The organism is Hymenobacter sp. 5317J-9 (assembly GCF_022921075.1).
In the GTDB taxonomy this organism is placed as follows: Bacteria; Bacteroidota; Bacteroidia; order Cytophagales; family Hymenobacteraceae; genus Hymenobacter.
Window position 1 is genome coordinate 4469821 of the sequence record NZ_CP095050.1, and the last position, 18687, is coordinate 4488507.

The 18687-nt window shown below is 64.9% G+C and carries 19 protein-coding genes; 11 read left to right on the forward strand and 8 right to left on the reverse strand.

Annotated features, from left to right (window positions below; translation table 11 throughout):
• Positions 1-91 precede the first annotated feature (91 nt).
• The 4 genes from MUN81_RS18730 (at position 92) to MUN81_RS18745 (ending at position 2201) form a co-directional block, all read left to right on the forward strand.
• On the forward strand, positions 92-313 hold the full coding sequence (locus tag MUN81_RS18730) for a hypothetical protein (RefSeq protein WP_245113260.1): 222 nt from the start codon (positions 92-94) through the stop codon (positions 311-313).
• A complete protein-coding gene (locus MUN81_RS18735) occupies positions 313-723 on the forward strand; it encodes a putative toxin-antitoxin system toxin component, PIN family (RefSeq protein WP_245113261.1) in 411 nt (136 codons plus the stop codon). The genes MUN81_RS18730 and MUN81_RS18735 overlap by 1 nt, the downstream gene beginning before the upstream one ends.
• Before the next feature lie 160 nt (positions 724-883).
• Positions 884-1831: a hypothetical protein gene (locus MUN81_RS18740; protein ID WP_245113263.1), complete on the forward strand. Its 948-nt coding sequence runs from the start codon at positions 884-886 to the stop codon at positions 1829-1831.
• 52 nt (positions 1832-1883) lie between these two features.
• On the forward strand, positions 1884-2201 hold the full coding sequence (locus MUN81_RS18745; RefSeq protein ID WP_245113265.1) for a DUF4325 domain-containing protein: 318 nt from the start codon (positions 1884-1886) through the stop codon (positions 2199-2201).
• A gap of 71 nt (positions 2202-2272) precedes the next feature.
• Here MUN81_RS18745 and MUN81_RS18750 read toward each other — a convergent pair whose 3' ends face one another.
• The 3 genes from MUN81_RS18750 to MUN81_RS18760 form a co-directional block, all read right to left on the reverse strand.
• A complete protein-coding gene (locus MUN81_RS18750) occupies positions 2273-2980 on the reverse strand; it encodes a hypothetical protein (protein WP_245113267.1) in 708 nt (235 codons plus the stop codon).
• 303 nt (positions 2981-3283) lie between these two features.
• Positions 3284-3589, reverse strand: coding sequence for a GIY-YIG nuclease family protein (locus MUN81_RS18755; protein ID WP_245113275.1), 306 nt, complete (start codon positions 3587-3589; stop codon positions 3284-3286).
• Positions 3590-4020: 431 nt separating this feature from the next.
• Positions 4021-5331 carry a hypothetical protein gene (locus MUN81_RS18760; protein ID WP_245113277.1) on the reverse strand — a complete coding sequence of 437 codons (1311 nt, stop codon included), beginning with the start codon at positions 5329-5331 and terminating at the stop codon, positions 4021-4023.
• Positions 5332-5906: 575 nt separating this feature from the next.
• Between MUN81_RS18760 and MUN81_RS18765 the strand changes: the two genes are divergently transcribed.
• From MUN81_RS18765 to MUN81_RS18780, 4 genes are all read left to right on the forward strand, one after another.
• On the forward strand, positions 5907-7913 hold the full coding sequence (locus MUN81_RS18765; RefSeq protein ID WP_245113279.1) for a PAS domain-containing protein: 2007 nt from the start codon (positions 5907-5909) through the stop codon (positions 7911-7913).
• Positions 7914-8078: 165 nt separating this feature from the next.
• Positions 8079-9404, forward strand: coding sequence for a glycosyl hydrolase family 28 protein (locus MUN81_RS18770; RefSeq protein WP_245113281.1), 1326 nt, complete (start codon positions 8079-8081; stop codon positions 9402-9404).
• A gap of 192 nt (positions 9405-9596) precedes the next feature.
• On the forward strand, positions 9597-10202 hold the full coding sequence (locus tag MUN81_RS18775; RefSeq protein ID WP_245113283.1) for a peroxiredoxin-like family protein: 606 nt from the start codon (positions 9597-9599) through the stop codon (positions 10200-10202).
• Between the two features lie 28 nt (positions 10203-10230).
• Positions 10231-10920: a spondin domain-containing protein gene (locus MUN81_RS18780; protein WP_245113285.1), complete on the forward strand. Its 690-nt coding sequence runs from the start codon at positions 10231-10233 to the stop codon at positions 10918-10920.
• Positions 10921-10955: 35 nt separating this feature from the next.
• Here MUN81_RS18780 and MUN81_RS18785 read toward each other — a convergent pair whose 3' ends face one another.
• The 4 genes from MUN81_RS18785 to MUN81_RS18800 all read right to left on the reverse strand — a co-directional run bounded on the left by MUN81_RS18785 (position 10956) and on the right by MUN81_RS18800 (position 13089).
• Positions 10956-11306, reverse strand: a complete 351-nt coding sequence (locus tag MUN81_RS18785; protein ID WP_245113286.1) for a DUF3140 domain-containing protein — start codon at positions 11304-11306, stop codon at positions 10956-10958.
• Positions 11307-11413: 107 nt separating this feature from the next.
• Positions 11414-11797, reverse strand: a complete 384-nt coding sequence (locus tag MUN81_RS18790) for a hypothetical protein (RefSeq protein ID WP_245113288.1) — start codon at positions 11795-11797, stop codon at positions 11414-11416.
• 153 nt (positions 11798-11950) lie between these two features.
• The gene (locus MUN81_RS18795; RefSeq protein ID WP_245113290.1) at positions 11951-12388 is read right to left on the reverse strand and encodes an SRPBCC family protein; all 438 of its coding nucleotides are present in this window, start codon (positions 12386-12388) and stop codon (positions 11951-11953) included.
• A gap of 95 nt (positions 12389-12483) precedes the next feature.
• Positions 12484-13089, reverse strand: a complete 606-nt coding sequence (locus MUN81_RS18800) for a Crp/Fnr family transcriptional regulator (RefSeq protein WP_245113292.1) — start codon at positions 13087-13089, stop codon at positions 12484-12486.
• A gap of 122 nt (positions 13090-13211) precedes the next feature.
• On the opposite strand from MUN81_RS18800, the gene MUN81_RS18805 reads away from it, so the two are divergent.
• From MUN81_RS18805 to MUN81_RS18815, 3 genes are all read left to right on the forward strand, one after another.
• Positions 13212-13859 (forward strand): zinc ribbon domain-containing protein, encoded by a 648-nt coding sequence (locus MUN81_RS18805; RefSeq protein WP_245113293.1) that lies wholly within the window; start codon positions 13212-13214, stop codon positions 13857-13859.
• A gap of 148 nt (positions 13860-14007) precedes the next feature.
• Entirely contained in the window at positions 14008-16572 is a 2565-nt protein-coding gene (locus MUN81_RS18810; protein WP_245113295.1) for a PAS domain-containing protein, read from the forward strand.
• Positions 16573-16605: 33 nt separating this feature from the next.
• Positions 16606-17025: a response regulator gene (locus MUN81_RS18815; protein WP_245113297.1), complete on the forward strand. Its 420-nt coding sequence runs from the start codon at positions 16606-16608 to the stop codon at positions 17023-17025.
• 9 nt (positions 17026-17034) lie between these two features.
• Here the strand turns inward: MUN81_RS18815 and MUN81_RS18820 are convergent, their stop codons facing one another.
• Complete coding sequence (locus tag MUN81_RS18820) at positions 17035-18285, reverse strand: serpin family protein (RefSeq protein ID WP_245113298.1); 1251 nt, start codon at positions 18283-18285, stop codon at positions 17035-17037.
• Positions 18286-18687 lie beyond the last annotated feature (402 nt).

Sequence of the window (18687 nt, forward strand, 5' to 3'; positions counted from 1 at the left end):
TTCGGAGGGCGTTTTCTATCTTTGAACAGCACGCAACCGCCCGCCCGAACTTCCCGGCTACCCGGCCCGTTTTCACCAAAACGCTTCTCCCATGTCGTTCCAACCCGCTGCCCCATCTGCGCCGCTGAATGAGCTTCAAGTCAGCCTGCTTCGGCTGTTTGGCCACGGCATGACCGATGCCCAGGTGCTGGAGCTGAAGCGGGTGCTGGTTCGCCACTACTCGGCCCAGCTGCAACAGGAAGCCACCCGCGCTAGCGACGAGCGGGGCTACACCGCCGATGATTTTGACCGCCTACTCAATCAGGCGTCCTGATGCGCCGGGTCGTCGTCGACACCAACTGCCTGCTGGCTTCCATCTCCCCGCGCAGCCCCTATTATCAGCTCTATCGGCTTTTCGAAGCGGAGGCGTTTGAATGGGTAGTCAGCAACGAAATCCTGACCGAGTACGAGGAACAGCTCACCAAGCATTACTCGGCCGCCACCGCCCATTTGGTGCTCACCATCCTCACGGTGGCGCCCAACACCCATTTTCAGGAGGCCTATTACAACTGGCAGCTCATTGCGGCCGATGCCGACGACAACAAGTTTGTAGACGTAGCCATTGCTGCCGGTGCCGATTACCTTGTTACCAATGACCGCCACTTTCAGGTGCTGCACACGGTGGATTTTCCACGGGTGCCGGTGGTGTCTTTGGCAGATTTTCTAAAGCTATTCTCATCATAGCTCCGCGCATCTACGCCTGGGAAGTCACAGCCGCGATGGAAACGAAAGCCCCGCCAGTTACTGGCGGGGCTTTCGTTTCCATCGCGGCTTAGGCGGGCTTCTTCGCGTCGGGGTCGCCTTGGGGGCCGCCCCCCGCCGCGAAGCATATTAGCTTTGTCTAATGCAGCCACCGCCTACTACCCAACACGAACACCACATTCTGTTTCAAGCATTCAACACCTCGCCGGAACTGGCGGAGTTTTTACTCAACAACCGTTGGGAGAAGGTGCATGGGCTGACGCCCGGGGTTCGTCGGGTTGTGGTGGAAGTAGGCGGGACGCTCACGGTGAAGCCCCACCACGTTACCACGCTGGCCTGCTTGCTGGAGGAATACCGCCTCGCGGGCGTGGCTATTCGGTTTGAGCCGGGCAATGCAGTCGTGTACGGCTATTTGGAAAGCATTCACTTCTTCGCGCGCTTCGCCGAGTCCGGCGCGGGCAGCCGGGAATTTATGCAGCCGCATGACCCCACTTCTTTTGGCTTGTGGCCCGTAGAGCCGGAAGGCATGAATGACTTCGTGCGCAGTGCTTACCAGCACTACAAGGGTCATTTTTTTCAGGACAAAAGCCTCGATTTTCTGACCATCTACCTAGGCGAGATGTTCAACAACGTCTTCGACCACGCCTTTGCCGCCTCCGCTAGGGAGCGCATCGCCTTCGCGATGCTGCAATACTATCCAAACAGCAAGCGCCTGCTCATTGCCGTTTCCGATTTTGGCATGGGCATTCCCCAAACGGTTAACCGGTACCTGCAAAGCCAACGGCAGGAGCCTGTCACGGCACCCGAAGCCCTACGCAAGGCGCTGGAGTTTCGCTTCACGGCACAGTCCAAGCCGCATAACCAGGGACGGGGCCTCGACACCCTGCGCACTGGGGTCCGGGAGTTGAACGGTACGCTTACCATCCAAACCACCCGGGCCATTTACCATGTCAGCCGCGACGGGACCGAATTTATTCACGAATTATCCGACGTTGCTTTCCCGGGCACCACCCTGGCCGCCAGAATTTACCAGGATGGAATGCGCCCGGAAGAAAACGACTTGCTCGAAGACGAAACCGCGCTGTTTTAAACCAAAATGGCGTATACTAGCTTATTATTCCAACGACCACCCGCCCCAACTCATGTCCACCACAGCTCCTACCAGCCCGGTTCTGACGGTAGCTACCCTCACCCCCGGCACCATTTCCAACGCCGACGGCTACAAGCTGTTGCTGGCACTGAAGGAGGCCATGGCCGTGCAGCCGGGCCCCGTCACGCTCGACCTAACCGACGTCATTGGGTTCTCCAGCTCGTTTCTTAATTCTTCGCTTGGTGCCCTGTTTGAAGAAATGGGAGTGACCGGTTTCAAGCGTCTGCGCCTGAGCAACTACAAGCCCACGCAACTCAAGCAGCTAAAGGACTACATGGCCGACGTAGCGCAAACGCACAACGCCGAGTAGCCATAACACAGTAACAATCTCACAAAAAAGCCCCGCCAGCAACTGGCGGGGCTTTTCGTTTCGCTCGCGGCTTAGGCGGGCTTCTTCGCGTCAGGGTCGTCTTGGGGGCCGCCCCCGCCGAGGACGATGAGCTTGGTGTAGCCCTGGAAGCGCAGCCACACCTCGTGCTTGGTGGGCGAGTTCTGGTAGGCCTTGAGCTGCGTGCGCATTTCCTTGATGAGGTTGGCGTTGCGCCGCAGCAGGGCGATGAGGGTTTTGCGGTCGGTGGCGCCCGCTACCACGGCCGTGCGCTGGCCGGCCTGCTTCTTCTCGAAGCGGGCCAGCTGCTTGGCGGTTTCGGCCAGGTCGTCGGCCGTGAACTCGCGCTTGGCCAGCTGGGCGGCCAGGGGCTGGGCTTCCTTCAGCAGCGCCGTTACCATGGTGGCGAAGGTGGCATCGCCGGCCGCCGCCAGGTCGGAGCGGGAGGTGCGCACGCGGCCGGCCAGGTCCTCGTCGGTGTTGCTCTTGCTGGCGGCGTAGCCTTGCAGGGCGGCGGCCAAGCGGGGCGCCAGGGCCCGGAGCTGGGCTTTGGCGCTGGCCTTTTGCTGGGTGGCGGTGGCGCTGTCGTCGCCCATCACGGCGTCTTCCAGCAGGCGGGCTTTGGCCAGGTTGGCGGCGTGCTCGTCCCGCAGGGGAGCCATGTCGTCTTCCAGGGGTTGGTAGAGGGCCTGGTCGGCTTGCAGGCCGGCGGCGGTGGCGGTGTCGCGCCGCAGCTGGGCGTCGAGCTTGTTGTTGTCCATATCGCTGAGCGTTAGGGGTAGAAGTATTTCCAAACGTAGCAAATATTTCGGTATTGCCGGGCCTTTATTTTGGCGGTTGGAAGTGTTGCAGCAAGCTTGTCATGCAGAGCGCAGCGAAGCATCTCGCGTGGGGTAGCAATGCACTTGTCATGCAGAGCGTAGCGAAGCATCTCGCGTGGGGTAGCAGTTCAATCGTTGTAACATCAGTAATTACTTCGGCACGCGAGATGCTTCGCTGCGCTCTGCATGACAGGCTGGTAGCGGCATGACGGGCTGTGCTCTGCCTGACGGGCCAGTGGCTGTTTATAAATCAATTGCAGGGCCGGTCCAGGAATCCAAATCAATGGCTTCCCATTTGGGATTGAAGCCGATGATGAGCTTTTCTTTCTTGGCGCGGCTCCATCCTTTCAACTCTTTTTCGCGCGCAATTGCCTGGGTTGGGTCGGAGAGGAATTCAAAATAGACCAGCAGGTTTGCTTGGTAGCGACCCGTGAATTTTCCGTGGTTGCCAAGGTTATTGCTGTGTTCGTCAAGGCGGCGGGTTAGGTTATTCGTCACGCCGATATAAAGCACGGTCCGGCTGGGATTGGTAAGAAGGTAGATGTACATAAGAGGGCATTTTGGAACCGTAAGAACGTCATGCAGAGCGCAGCGAAGCATCTCGTGTGTAGCAGTAATCATTTACTCAAGCACGCGAGATGCTTCGCTGCGCTCTGCATGACGTTCTTGTTGCGCTTGTTGAGCTGGTAACGAGTGCTTAGCAGCCTCCAGATGCCCGCCAATGGCTTCAGGATGCCCGCCAACCGCTTCCGGACGCCCGCCAACCGCTTCCGGACGCCCGCCAATCGTTTCGGGACCACAAACCTTCGCTCCAGACGCCCGCCAACCGCTTCGGGACAAGAAACCTTCGTTCAGGACCACAAACCTTGAGTCCGGACCACAAACCTCGGCCAAGTAGTTGCCGGTGGTTGCCGCCCCCTACCGGATGCGGGCGCAGTTGCAATACACCCGAATGGCCCGCGAGCTACCGCTGCTGTTGCTCACGCGCAGCAGCCACGTAGAGCTGGGCGCGTTGGGGTCCGGGGAGCTGAAGTTGACGGTGATGTCCTGCTGGGCGCTGTTGAAGTCGCGGTGGCCCCCGCCCCGGTGACGAGGGAAGTGCCGGCAGGGCAGGTGGCGGTAAACTGGCCGTAGCTGTTGCCGTTGAGCGTGTAATCCGTGTAGCTCAAGGTCAGGCCCAGGTCGAGGGTGCCGGCGAAGCGGGCGTCGCCGTTGGCGCTCAGCTGCAGGGCATCGGTGAGGGTGCCGGCGTTGGTGGTGCGCAGGGTGAGGCCGATGCTGGTGCCAGCCCCGGGGCTGGGCACGCGGGCCTGCACGAAGGCCGTGCCGCTGGTGCCGCTGTAGGGGGCTAAGTAGAGATGGCCGGGCAGAAACACGCTCTGGCCGCTGCCGTTGTTGGGGTCGTCCACGAGGTAGCTGTCGCCGCCCCCGTTCACGTCAAAACGGCCCCGCGGCGCGTCGGGGCCGATGCCCACGTTGCCGGTGTTGCTGATGCGCAGGCCCGCGCTGCCGCCGTTGCCCACCAGGAAGTAGGGGCCGAGGTCGAAGTTGGCATTGGCCTTGGGGTTTTGCCAGGTGCCGTAGCCCACGCCGTCGGACATGAGCACCTTGCCCGCGCCCTGGCTGCCGTCCACGATGCGGATGACCCCACCCGAGCCCACGTAGCCCGGGTGCTGGGCCAGCCCCACCCACCGCAAGGGCCCGCCGGGCTTGCCCGCCGAAAAGATGCCGCCCCAGCCGTCGGCGCGGTAGGCGTTGCCCCACACGGCGTAGTCGATGTCCTGCCCATAAGGCCCCCGGCCGAACCCGGAAAGCATGGTCCGGCTGAAGAGGCGGTTGGATTTGCTGCGCGTCAGCAGGGCCGCACTGGGGTCTTGCACGTTGGCGCTGAGCTCCACCTGGGCCGTCGAGTCGCCCAGCGACAAGGTAGCCGCCCCGGTTAGGCGCTGGCTGTTCAGGTTGAGGGTTTGGGTGGCGGTGTGGTTGCCGAGGTTGTCGCCGCTGGTGCTGGCGTTGGGAATGCTGGTCCAGGCCCCGCCGAAGTAGTACCAGAAGCCCGGTTGGGTGCCGTCGGTCTGAAACACCATCAAGCCCACGGGCGGGTTGCTGATGGCGGTGCGCTGGGCCGCCGTCAGGCGCGGCACCAGCAGGCCCTTGTCCGTGGCCGAAATGTCGAGGGCCGCCTTCGGGTCGGGGGTGGTGGTGCCGATGCCCACCGATTGGGCCGAGGCGGCCAGCGGCAGGCTGAGGAGAGCGGGCAGCAGCCAGCTCCAGGCGTAGTTTTTCTTCATAGCGGTAAAAGCGTGGATAATGGACACAAGAACTGAAGCAGGACTTCAATGGCCAACCAAAAATACAAGCTAATCCCATTTTTGCCCTAGCGTGGTATGTAAACGACCGCAGCCGGTAAGTCGGCCCGGCCCACACGGAGTGCGGCTTCGCTGGCAGCGGGCCCGGGAGCCCTTTTCACGGCCGCAAAGCGGCAGGACACGGGCCCGCAGCCGGTCCCGGCGCACGGCCGCTGCCGGAGCGGCCCGCGGCACTGCTCATGCGGCACGCAAAGCCCCGCCAGCTGCCGGCGGGGCTTTGCGTTTCTCCGGCGGCTTAGGCGGCCGGCGGGTGGGGTGGCTTTTGGGGCCGCCCCGCACGATGAGCCGGGGGTAGCCCGGGAAGCGCAGCCGCCCCGCGGCTTGGGGGCGAGTTCTCGCAGGCCCGGAGCTGGGTGCGCATCGGCTTGAGGAGGCTGTTGTTGCAACGCAGTTGGGCATTGAGCTTGCTGTTGCGCCGAATCTCCGCCCATCTCGGCGGTGGTGGGCAGAATAACGCCGACCTTCGTATTCTATCTGCCGAACCCACCACCGCTGTGATGCCCCTGGCCGCCGCCCTGCCCGACCTGTTGCCCGTTTTCAACGCCACGCCCGGCGCCACGCTGCTGCTGGCGCCCGACTGGACGATAGTGGGTGCCAGCGACGACTACCTGGCCGCCACCCTCGCCGAGCGCGACGCCATTGTGGGCAGGTTCATCTTCGACGCCTTCCCCGACAACCCGCTCACGCCCGAGGCCAACGCCGTGGCCAACGTGCGTGCTTCCCTCACCCAGGTGATGGCCACCCGCCGGCCCCACGACATGGCCCCGCAGCACTACGACGTGCCCGACCGCGCCCGGCCGGGCCACTTTGTGGAGCGCCACTGGCTGCCGCGCCACACGCCCGTGCTCGACGCGGCCGGGCAGGTGCAGTACCTCATTCAATCGGTGCAGGACATCACCGCCAGCCGCGTGGCCGCCCGGCTGCTGCACGAAAGCCAGGCCAGCGAGCAGGCCGCCCGCGCCGAAGCCGCGCAGAGCCGCCACGAGCTCCAGCACTTTCTGGAGCTGGCCCCGGTGGCCGTGGCCCTCTACCGCGGCCCGCAGTTCCACATCGAGCTGGCCAACGCCGCCACGCTGGCCATCTGGGGCCGCACCCTCGATGCCGTGCTGCACCGGCCCGTATTTGAGGCCCTGCCCGAGGCCGCGACGCCCGACGTGCAGGCCCTGTTCGAGCGCGTGTTCACCACCGGCCTCACGCACACCTTCAGCGAGCAGCCCAGCACCATCTACCGCCACGGCCGGGAGGAAGTGGTGTACTGGAACATGGTGTTTGAGCCCCAGCGCGGGCCCGACGGCCGGGTGAGCGGCATTTTCACGGTGGGCACCGAAGTGACCGAGCAGGTGCGGGCCCGCCAGCAAATGGAGCAGCTCAACCAGGTGCTCGAAACCCGCGTGCAGGCCCGCACGGCCGAATTGCAGGAAAGCGAAGCCCGCTTCCGCACCATGGCCGACGCCGCCCCCAACATGGTGTGGGCCGTGCACCCCGATTCGAGCATTCGCTACGTCAACCGCGCGTTTCTCGACTTCGTGGGCCTCGACACCGAGCAGCAGTACGCCGCCACCGGCTGGGGCCCCTACCTGCACCCCGACGAGCTGGCCCTCACGCAGGACACCCTCACCCGGGCCATTGCCCGGCGCCAGCCCTACGTGCTGGAGCACCGCATGCGCCGCCACGACGGGCAGTTCCGCTGGCTGCTGGCCCAGGGCGCGCCCAGCTACCTGGCCGGCGGCGCGCTGTACGGCTACGTGGGCTCGGCCATCGACATCACCGACCTCAAGCAGGCCAACGAGCAGCTGCGCCGCACCAACGCCGACCTCGACAACTTCATCTACACCGCCTCGCACGACCTCAAGGCCCCCATCTCCAACATCGAGGGCCTGCTGGATGTGTTGCGCCAGGAGCTGCCCCCGGCCGTGGCCGCCGAGCCCGAAAGCATTGCCCCCACCCTTGCCCGCATGCTTGATTCGGTGGAGCGCTTCAAGCGCACCCTCAACCACCTCACCGCCGTGTCCGAGCTCCAGCAGGCGCACGAGCCGGCCCTGAGCGCCGTCGACCTGGCCGCCGTGGTGCGCGACGTGCGCCTCGACCTGGTCCCGCTGCTGCACGACACCCAGGCCCAGCTCCACGTGCAGCTCGACGGCCTGCCAGCGGTAGCGTTTTCGGAAAAGAACCTGCGCTCGGTGGTCTACAACCTGCTCAGCAACGCCCTCAAATACCACCACCCCGACCGACGGCCCCACGTGGACGTGCGCGGCCACCGGCGCCCCGGCTTCACAGTGCTTGAAGTGCACGACAACGGCTTGGGCCTGGCCACGCACCAGCTGCCCCGGCTGTTCACCATGTTTCAGCGCTTCCACGACCACGTGGAGGGCTCGGGCGTGGGCCTCTACATGGTGAAGCGCATGGTGGAAAACGCCGGCGGCCGCATCGAGGTGCATTCCCAGCTCGGCGCTGGCACCACCTTCTTCGTGTGCCTGCCCCACGCCGACGACAGCCGGGCCTAAGAGCGTATTCAGGAATTTAACAGAACGTCCTGCTGAGCTTGTCGAAGCATTGCTGCCGCGAAGAGTATATGCCAAGCCCAATTAGCGGGCTTTGTCAGGTAACTACAGAACAGTGGGGCCGGGCCGGGCGTGCTTCTTTGCGCCGTTCAACCCATTTCCCGCCCCATGAAATTTCTCCTTGCGCCGCTGGCGGCCTGCCTGGCAGCTTTTTCGCTCCACGCGCCCGCCCCTACGAAGGCGCCCGTCGCTCCCAAAGACTACGTCATCACCCAGTACGGGGCCAGCACCGACAGCACCAAGCTCAATACCCAGGCCATTCAGCAGGTCATCGACAAGGCCAGCGCAGCCGGCGGGGGCACGGTGGTCATCCCAAAGGGCGTGTTCCTGAGCGGGGCATTGTTTTTTAAGCCCAACACCCACCTGCGCCTGCAGGCCGGCGCCAAACTCAAGGGCTCCGATAACATTGCCGACTATCCGCTGGTGCCCTCGCGCATGGAGGGCCAGAGCCAGCCGTATTACGCGGCGCTTGTCAACGCCAAGCAGGTGAATGGCTTCAGCATCAACGGCCCCGGCACCATCGACGGCAACGGGCTGAAGTTCTGGAAGCGGTTCTGGTTTTACCGCGACTCGATGCAGAAGCTGGGCAAGTACGCCACCAACCTGGAGGTGCACCGCCCGCGCCTGGTGTTCATCTGGGGGTCGAACAACGTGACGATTAAGAACGTGAAGCTGCATAACTCGGGCTTCTGGACCACCCACCTCTACCAGTCCAACAACGTGCTCATCGACGGCTGCGACATCCGCTCGCCCTTCCGGCCCGTGAAGGCGCCCAGCACCGACGCCATCGACATCGACGTGTGCCGCAAGGTGACCGTGCGCAACTGCTACATCTCCGTCAACGACGACGGCATCGCCATCAAGGGCGGCAAGGGCCCCACGGCCCAGAAGCTGCCCGAAAACGGCCCCATCGAAGACGTGCTGATTGAGAACTGCACCTTCGGCGAAGTGCACGCGGCCCTCACCTGCGGCAGCGAGTGCCTCCACGCCAACCGCATCACCATGCGCAACTGCAAGATGGACAACGAGCGCCCCGTGCTGCTCTTCAAAATGCGCCCCGACACCTACCAGCTCTACGAAAACATCACCGTCGACGGCATCACGGGCAAGTGCGGCACCATCGTGACGCTCTCGCCCTGGACGCAGTTTTTCAACATGGCCGGCAGCACCGAAAAACCCTTCGGCACCATTCGCAACATCACCGTTTCGAACGTGAAAGTGAAGTGCAAGCAGTTTGCGGTACTGACTGGCAACCCCACCGACAAGGTGAGCAACATCACCTTCAAAAACGTGACGGCCACCGCCGACCAGGCCACCTTCCCCAACAAATACGCCGACGTGAAATTCGACAACGTGACCCTCAACGGCGAGCCCCTGAAAACCGGTGCCGCCAGCCAGTCGGCCCCGGCCACCACGCCGCTGAAGCCGGACTAGCGCACCCAAAGAAGCGAAACAAAAAGGCCCCGTCAGTAGCTGACGGGGCCTTTTTGTTGTGCCGCCGGCGGCGTAGCGGCCGGCGGGCGTGGCCTGCGGCAGAACAGCTGTTAAAAAAAGCCCGACCTTGCTGTAAGGCGAAACGTCCGGTGGCGTCTGGCTCCACGGCACCTCATCATTCCAGCCCCGCCTATGTCCCTGCTTACTCGTTTCACGGCCGCTTTGGCCCTGCTGGCTTCGCCGGCACTGGCTCAGTCGTCGCCCACCCCGGCGCTCACGGCCTCGGCCCTGGCGGTGGGCAGCGTGGCGCCCGCTTTCAAGGGCCAGGACGCTGCCGGCCGGCCCGTGGAGCTGCGCCAGCTGCTGAAGAAAGGCCCCGTGGTGCTGTATTTCTACCGCGGGCAGTGGTGCCCCTACTGCAACAAGGAGCTGAGCCAGCTGCAGGACTCGCTGCAGGTGCTCACGGCCAAAGGCGCTCAGGTAGTGGTGGTAACGCCCGAAACCCCGGCCAACATCGGCCAGACGGTGGCCAAAACCAAGGCGTCGTTCCCCATCGTACATGACCGGGACCTCACCATCATGAAGGCGTACAAAACCGCCTTTGTGGTCGACGACGCCACGGCCACCAAGTACCTCGGCTACGGCATCGACCTGAAGAAAGCCAACGGCCTCGACCAGAACATCCTGCCCGTGCCCGCTACCTACGTCATCGGCCGGGACGGCACCATCCGGTTTGCCTACTTCAACCCCGACTACCGCCAGCGCGTCAGCGTGCGGCAGGTGGCCCGGGCCCTGTAACACCCTCTTTCACCTGCCCGCTTCCGTCATGGTCCGTTTGCTGCTTCGCTTTTGTGTGCTGCCCCTGCTGTGCGGGGCGGCCGCCTGCTCCCCCTCCGCCGACACTGCAACGGAAGACCCCACGCCGGCCCCGGGCACGGCCCTCTACCGCGTCACCTTCGAGGCGACGTGGAGCGCCGGCACCCACGCCAACTTCCCGGCCGGGGCGCACTTTTCGTCCGTCATCGGGGCTTCGCACCGGGCCGATGCGCTGCTGTTCCGGCCCGGCCAGCCGGCCAGCCTCGGCATCAAAAACATGGCCGAGCGCGGCAACAACACCGCGCTGCGGGCCGAGATAAACGCTCTGCAAAGCAGCGGGGCCGCGTTTCGGCTATTGGAAGCGCCGTACTTCAACTCGCCGGGCAGCGTTTCCGACACCATTCGCCTCGACGCCGCCCACCCGCGCCTGAGCCTGGTGACGATGATTGCGCCCAGCCCCGACTGGTTTGTGGCCCTCGAAGACGAAAACCTGCTCGACGCCACCGGCCAGTGGGCCACGCAGCGTCGCGTGCCCGCCCGCGCCTACGACGCCGGCACCGACAGCGGCCCCACCTTCACGGCCCCCGACCAGGCCACCCTGCCAGCCGGCGTGGTGGCCCCGCTCCTGCTGCCGCCCGCCCAGGGCGCCGCCCCCGACGGCCCGCCCCTGGGCACCTGGCTGCTGGAACGCATCAGGTAGGGCCGGGCCCGCGGCGCTGGTAGCGGGCGGCTGGGTTATTTCTTCAGCGGGTCGTGGCCCCAGTTCATGAGGGAGTAGCGCCAGCGCGAGGTTTCCACGTCCTTCTTATCGTGCGGGCCCTGGGCCGAATGCCGGGCCACGTAGCTGTGCACCTTGTGCATGTGGGCTTCATCGGCGGGCGTAAGGTCGGCCTTTTTCTTGTGCAGAATGTCGATGATGCGCTCGCCGGAATGGTGGCCAATGCTGGCGCCGTCGCCGCTGTCCTGGCCCACCGACTTCGATTCGTCGGTTTTCAGCCATTTCTCGAGCTCCGAAGCCGTCATGTTCACATCGTGTTTGAAGGTGGCGTAGATGTCGCCGGAGTCGGAGGTTGTGGAGGTAGCCATGTGGAAAGGGGAGGGTGGAACTGCTTGTAATTGTCGTACTCCCACCGCCGCTGTTGAGTTGCGCCAAATGCCTCACTGCCCCATCTACCGACCTCCCACTTTCCTTCCTACCAGCCGCCGGGCGACGGCGTGCCGCAGCGCATTACGGGATACTCCAGGCAGGTGATGGTGGCTTCCACGTCGGCGATGTCGCCAGCCGGCAGCGTGGCCCCGCGGGTGTAGCCAATGCGCAGCGTAGCGCCGTTGGACTGCTGCGGCAGGTAGGCTTGCCACAGTGGGCCGCTGGGGTGCAGCCGGGTGCCGTCGGCCAGCACCAGGGTGGTGTGCTCGGTGGGACACATCAGGGTGTTGCCCAGGCACAGGCGCACCGTGGCGGTGGTGCCACAGGGCGCTTCGGGGGACACGTCGGTTTTTTCGGTGCAGCCGGCCAGGCCGCTGGCAGCGCTCAGGCCGGCCAGCAGGCTCAGCGAAAACAGGTACTTCACTCGCATACAGAAGTAGAGAAAAAGGTGAGACGCGGGCGAGGCCAGCCGGCACCTCCCGTTCGAAGCCCTGACCGGCAGAGCAGCTGCGAGGTTGCACGGCCTACCTGGCTTTTGGGAAGGTGGCGGGTGAGGCCGCTGGCTGCCGCGCCGGCGCGGGGCCTACTTCTCAGCTTCGGCTTTCAGCAGGGACAGCCACTGCACGGTTCCGGTGGCCAGCCCACGGGTGAGAGCGCCTTTAAACAAGCGGGCCAGCATCCCCTCCATGCTTTCGTCCACGGTTACTTCGGTGCCGCCGGGCACGGCCCGCAGCGTCCAGTTGTGGATGGCAAACGTGCCCAGGGAGTGGCCGGTCCAGCCGAACTCCGCGGCCGGCGCCACCGTGTGCAGCTCCGACCGGATGCCCACGCCGCTGGATTTCCAGTCGAACGAGGTGCCGGCGGCCAGCGCGCCGCGCAGGCGGGGCCGCTTGATGGCAGGCTGCCAGGCAGCCCAGCCGTCGATGTGGGTGAGCACGGCCCACACCCGGGCCGGCGTGGCGTTGATGACGAGGTGCTGTCGGGTTTGGACCGGGGCGCTGGGGTTGATGAGGACGTTCATGGCGCAGAGGAATTTGAGAGGTGATGGAATGATTCAAAATTCCTCCCGCCGGCCCCCGGCCCACGATAACAAAAGATAAGAAAACCGCTCGGCGGCTACCGGCCCCGCGCCACGCGGTTGCGAATGCGGCTCAGGCTCACGGGCGTGATGCCGAGGTAATTGGCGATGTAGTGCTGAGGCACGCGCTCCAGGATTTTCTTTCGGGGGCCGGTCAGCAGGTCGCGGTACCGCTCTTCGGGGCTGAGTAGCAGCAGGCTAACCATGCGCTCTTCGAGGCCCAGGCCCAGGTACTCGGCCACCAGCCGCCCAAATTTCTGCCAGGCCGGGCGCTGCTCAAACAGCTCTTTCAGCACCGCGTAGTGAAACCGGAGCAGGTGGGCGTCGCTCAGGGCCTCGATGGTGAGCAGCGAAGGCTGGCCGCTGATGCAGCTGGCGTAGGCGCTCATCAGGTGGTTTTCAAAGTAGAAATAGGTGGTGCGCTCTTCGCCGTCTTTGGAGTAGAACTGCCGGAACATGCCGTCGAGCACAAACGCTACTTCGCCGGCCCGCTGTCCTTCGCGCGCAAACAGGTCGTGCTTCTGCAGGCGCACCAGCTGCAGGTGCGGCACCAGCAGGTCCCAGTCATCGTCGCGCAGGGCTATGAATTGGGCGATGTACTGGCGCAGGCGCAGCACGGCATCGGGGGGAGGGGCAGGAAGCATGGCCGGAAAGCGCAAGTAGTGCAGTAATGATAACGGCCCGGCCGCGATTGAAGAGCCGCATGCACTTACCCGAATACTTGGCTGCCCCTACATTTGCCCATTCACCTTCCGCTTCCTGCACCATGAGCTCCCTGATTCAATTCGTTGCCAACTACGACGACCTTTCCACCGATAAGGGCTTTCAGTTCAAGTTCCACTGCGACAAGTGCCACAACGGCTACATGTCGCGGTTTCAGCCCAACGCCATCGGCATTGCGGGCAGTTTGCTGCAGGCGGCCAGCAGCTTGTTTGGCGGGCTGGGTGGGGCCGAAAATGCGGCCTACCACATTCAGCGGGCCGTGGGCGGCAAGGCCCACGACTCGGCTCTGGAAGCGGCCGTGGCCGAGGGCAAGCAGCAGTTCAAGCAATGCACCCGCTGCGGCCACTGGGTGTGCCCCGACGCCTGCTGGAACCACAGCGCCGGCCTGTGCGAAACCTGCGCCCCCGACGAGCAGGAGGAGCTGCGCGCCCAGCAGGCCCAGGCCACCAGCGAGCAGATTTACACCAAAACCCGCGAGCAGAACTATACCCAACAAATCGACTTCCAGAGCCGCGGCGCCCTGCTGCAGTGCCCCAACTGCCAGGCCAAGCTCACGGCCGACCAAAAGTTCTGCGCCAGCTGCGGCACCCCCAACCCCGCCGCCAAAAGCCAGGCCCGCCACTGCACCAGCTGCGGCGAGGCCCTCAAGCCCGAGCAAAAGTTCTGCGCCGGCTGCGGCACCAAAAGCTAGCCGCCTTTGCGGCTGCCGAACCAGCGTGGGCTCGGGGGCTAAAGAAGGCGGATTTGGCGCGACTGCCCCCCTGCGGGGCCGGGTTTACGTACCTCCGCTTGCCGGCCCGCCTATACTTTAGGGGGCCCGTTGTTGGTTTTGCTACGCTATGACGCCTGATTTGCCCCCATCCGAGCTGCCGCCCGACCTGCCTGCGCCGCCCGACCTGCTGCGCGTGCTGCTCGACACGTCCCTGAGCGGCGTGATGCTGATGCGGCCCGTGTACGACGCCGCCGGCACTACCGTGGTGGACCTGACCGTGGTGTACCTCAACGCCACCGCCCAGCACATGCTGCGGCTGCCCGCCCGCCCCGACCAGTCCCTGCTGACGCTGTACCCCACGGCGGAGGCCGTCGGCGTGTTTGCGTTCTACCGCGACGCCTTCCTCTCGGGCAAGCTGGAGCGCCGCCAGAACAACTACCAGCACGATGGCCTCGACGGCTACTTTGTGCTGGTGGCCCAGCGCCTGGGCGACGTGCTGGTGGTGAACTTCGACGACACCAACGGCCAGCCCCGCACCGCCGCCGAGCAGGACCTGCGCGCCAGCCAGACCCGCGAGCAGAAAGCCCACGCCGCCGTGGAGCGCGAGCGCAACATGCTGCAAGCCATCCTGACGCAGGCGCCGGCGGCCTTTGCCTTGTTCCAGGGGCCGGAGCTGCGCATTGCCGCGGCCAATGCCGCGATATGCACCATGTGGGAGCGCGCCCCGGAGCAGGTGCTGGGCAAGCCCCTGCTCGAAGCCCTGCCCGAGCTGCGCGGCCAGGGCTTCGACGCGCTGCTGCACCAGGTGCGCGACACCCGCGTGCCGGTGGAAGGCCGCGAAACCCCAGCCCTGCTCCTGCGCGACGGGCACATGCAAACCACCTACTACAACTTCGTGTACCAGCCCCTGTTCGGGCCCAGGGGCGAGCTCATTGGGGTGGTCGACATTGCGGTGGAAGTCACCGAGCAGGTGCTGGCCCGCCAGCGCGTGCAGGAGCTCAACGACGAGCTGGCGGCCGCCAACGAAGAGCTGCGGACCAGCAACGAGGAACTGCTCGCGGCCAACGCCGCCCTCATCCACTCGCAGCTGGCCCTCTCTGAGCTGAACGAGGAGCTGGAAGCCCGCGTGCAGGAGCGCACCCGCGCCGTGGAGCAGCAGCAGGGCCTGCTGCGCCAGATTCTGCGCCAGGTGCCGGCCTCCATTGCCACCCTGGCCGGCCCCGAGCACCGCTATACCTTCTTCAACGAACCTTACCTGGAGCTGACGGGGCACCGCGCCTACGAAGGCCTGTCGGTGGCCGACGTGCTGCCCGAACTGGACGCCCAGGGCTTTGTGGGGCTGCTGGACCAGGTGTACGCCACCGGCCAGCCGTTTGTGGCCCGCGAAAAGCCCGTGGGCCTGCTCGACCCCGCCACCGGACGCCCCGCCACACGCTACCTCGACTTGGTGTATCAGCCCTTGCGCAACGAGGACGGCCACACCACCGGCATTCTGGCGTTTTTGCTGGAAACGACCGACCGTGTGCTGGCCCGCCAGGCCACCGAGGCAACCGCCCAGCGCCTGCGCCTGCTCACCGATGCCCTGCCCGTGCTCATTGCCTACATCGACCGCGAGCAGCGCTACCGCTTCGTCAACCATGCCTACCGGACCTGGTTCAACCGCGACCCCGAGGCGCTGCTGGGCCAGCCCGCCCGCGCGGTGCTGGGCGAGGCCGCTTACGCCGCCGCCCAACCCTACATCGACCGCGCCCTGGCCGGCGAGCGCCTTTCCTTCGAGGCCCGCATGCCTTACCGCGAGGGCTTCGTGCGGCACACCCGCACCGACTACATCCCCGACGTGCAGCACGGCGAAGTCGTCGGTTTCTACTCGCTGGTGACCGATGTGAGCGAGCAGACCGCGGCCCGCGAGCAGGTGCAGGAGCTCAACGAGGAGCTGGCCGCTATCAACGAAGAGATGCTGGTTGCCAACGAGGAGCTGCGCGACACCAACGACCGCCTCAGCCACGCCAACGTGGACCTCGACACCTTCGTGTACACGGCCTCGCACGACCTGCGCGCGCCCATTGCCAACATCGAAGGCCTGCTGCTGGCCCTGGAAGAGCAGCTGCCCGCCCCCGTGCGCCAGGACGCCGACGTGACCCACCTATTGGAGCTCATGCGCGATTCGGTGGCCCGCTTCCAGCGCACGCTGATGCACCTCACCGACGTGAGCAAGCTACAGCTGGCCCACGCCGAACCCGCCGAAGCCGTAGACCTGGCCGCCCTGGCCGAGGCCGTGCGCCAGGACCTGGAACCCGCCCTGGCCGCCACCGGCGCCCGTCTCAGCGTGGACGTGAGCGCCTGCCCCACCCTGCGCTTCTCGCCCAAAAACCTGCGCAGCATTCTCTACAACCTGCTTTCCAACGCCGTGAAGTACCACCGCCCCGGCCACCCGCCGGTGGTGACGCTGCGTGCCAGTTGCCCCAAGGGCCAGGTGTGGCTCGAAGTGGCAGACAACGGCCTGGGGCTCAGCGACGAAGAGCAGGCCAAGCTGTTTGTGATGTTCCGGCGCCTGCACACCCACGTGCCGGGCACCGGCGTGGGCCTCTACATGGTGAAGCGCATGGCCGAAAACGCCGGCGGCACCGTGCGCGTGCACAGCCAGCTGGGCTGGGGCTCCACGTTTACGGTGGTGCTGCCCGACCTGACCTGAACCCGGCCGCGCCGCCTTACGTAGGTGGGAGCTATGCCCTCCCTATCCAGCGTGCTGCTGGTCGATGACGACGCGACCAATAACTTCCTCAACGAGCGCCTGCTCAAGCGCCACGACGTGGCCGAGCGCATTCTGGTAGCCGAAAACGGGCAGCAGGCACTGGCCATGCTGCGGCAGTCGGGCGCCGGCCCCCAGCCCCACTACCCGTCCCTCATCCTGCTCGACATTCAGATGCCGGTGATGAACGGCATTGAATTTCTGGAAGCTTTTCAGCTGCTGCCACCGGCCCAGCGCCACGCTACCACGGTGGTGGTGCTCACCACCTCGGCCGACGCGCGCGACCTCTCCCGCCTTGATGGCCTGCCCGCCGCCGGCCGCATCAACAAACCCCTCACCCCGGAGAAAATTGACACCGTGCTGCGCCTGCATCTTCAGCGCCAGCGCGCCTGCTGAGGCCGGCATTTAGGGGTTCGTCATCTGCCCCATAAACAGGATGGCGCCCGACGACTTTTCGCGGATGAGAAACAGGAACGGCCGGTTCACGAACGTGGGCTGCGGCAGCGAAGTCACCACAACGCCCACCGACGTGACGGCGGCCGCCTCGGTTCCCTCTTCGTTCACGTCCAGAAACGTTTTGTGCTTCACCTCGCTGATGGACAGGCTGCTGGAATTGCCGGCCAGCATGCGGCTGAAATTGGCCTGGCCGCCGAAAGCCACGCCCATACCCAACTGTGTGAGCATGGCGTTGAGCTTCTGCTCGTAGGCCAGCTGAAACTTGGGCAGGCGCAGCTCCAGGCCGGTCGAGTCGGTGGCAGCCAGCCAGGTGCTCAGCTGGCTGTTCGTGAGGTGGCTGGCCACGTTGGCCAGGGTATTCTGGCCCTGCGGCACAATGAACGTCATGCTGAAGCGCCGGTTGCCGTAGGGCAGGTCCACGAGCAGTTGCTGAGCGTCCTGGTAGCGGCGGTAGCGGCCGGTGGTCAGGCTCATGAAGCTCTTGGTGGCCGAGGTACCGTTTTCGTAGAAAAATGGCCCGGGGCGGGTGTTTTGCGGGTCGAAACGGTAGGTCCAGGCCCCCTTGAAATAGAGCGCGTTGATGAGGTACATCACGTCGTTGGCATCGGTGCCGTCGAGGATGCGCGTAATCTTGCCCCGGGTCTGGGTGTTCACCCAGCTGTTGATGAGGGCCGTGGTGGCCGGCGCCCCAAACGCCACGGGCTGCACCGTGGCCCCGAAATACTGCTGGTTGGTTTGCACAAACGGCGCCTGCAACTGGTATTGCTGCCCCACCCAAATGGAGTTGCCCGTGGTGAAGGTCACCTGCGGGTCGAGCCCGCCCAGCAGCGCAAACAGGCTTTGGAAGGCCTCGTTGATTTGCAGGTCGGTGAGCGGCTGGAAGCCCAGCGTCTGCTTCATGGCGGCCTTGGTGGTGCCGTCGGCCCCGTTGTAGGCCATGGTGAGGGCCGCCGAGATGCTCAGCGGCGAGATGCAGATGTTGTCGGCGGGGGTGGCGGTGCGCAACGCCCCAAAGGCCTGAAAGGCAAAATCGTTGGCGCTGGCCACGGTGTTGCGCTCGGCGCCGGTGAGTGGGCGCACGGGCGTGGCCACGGGCGCGGCCGGGTCGGGCACCGCCACGTCGCGCTTCTGGCAGGACGAAAACAGCAGGCCCCCGGCCAGCAAGCCCAGCAGGGCCGGTTTTGCAGAAAATGTTGACATAATGCAGTAAGGTAAAGTGGCAAACCAATTCGGGGCCGGGCGCGGCCGCCTTCCCTCCCCTGACCGGCGAGGGCCAGCGCCGGTTGCATCGTGCAGGTCATAGTTACCGTCAAGGCTGCCAGGGTACAACGCTCGTTGAGAGTCGTTTTCAAGCTTCATTAGGCTTTTTCAAAAGCAAAAAGGACATTTTCAAAAAAAAATTGCGCGGCCTGTAACGTTCGCCTTCATCGGCGGTATCTACTCCCGAAAGCCCCCTCCTCCCAACTCGCTGAGCATTATCCACCTCTTGCACAGCCCGAACTACCTGGCCTTCTACCCAGGCAACCTTTTTCTGCCGCGAGCATCTTCTTCACAGTAGCCGACCACCAAGCCCCGCATGCACGGCCAAACTGCTGCCAGCTG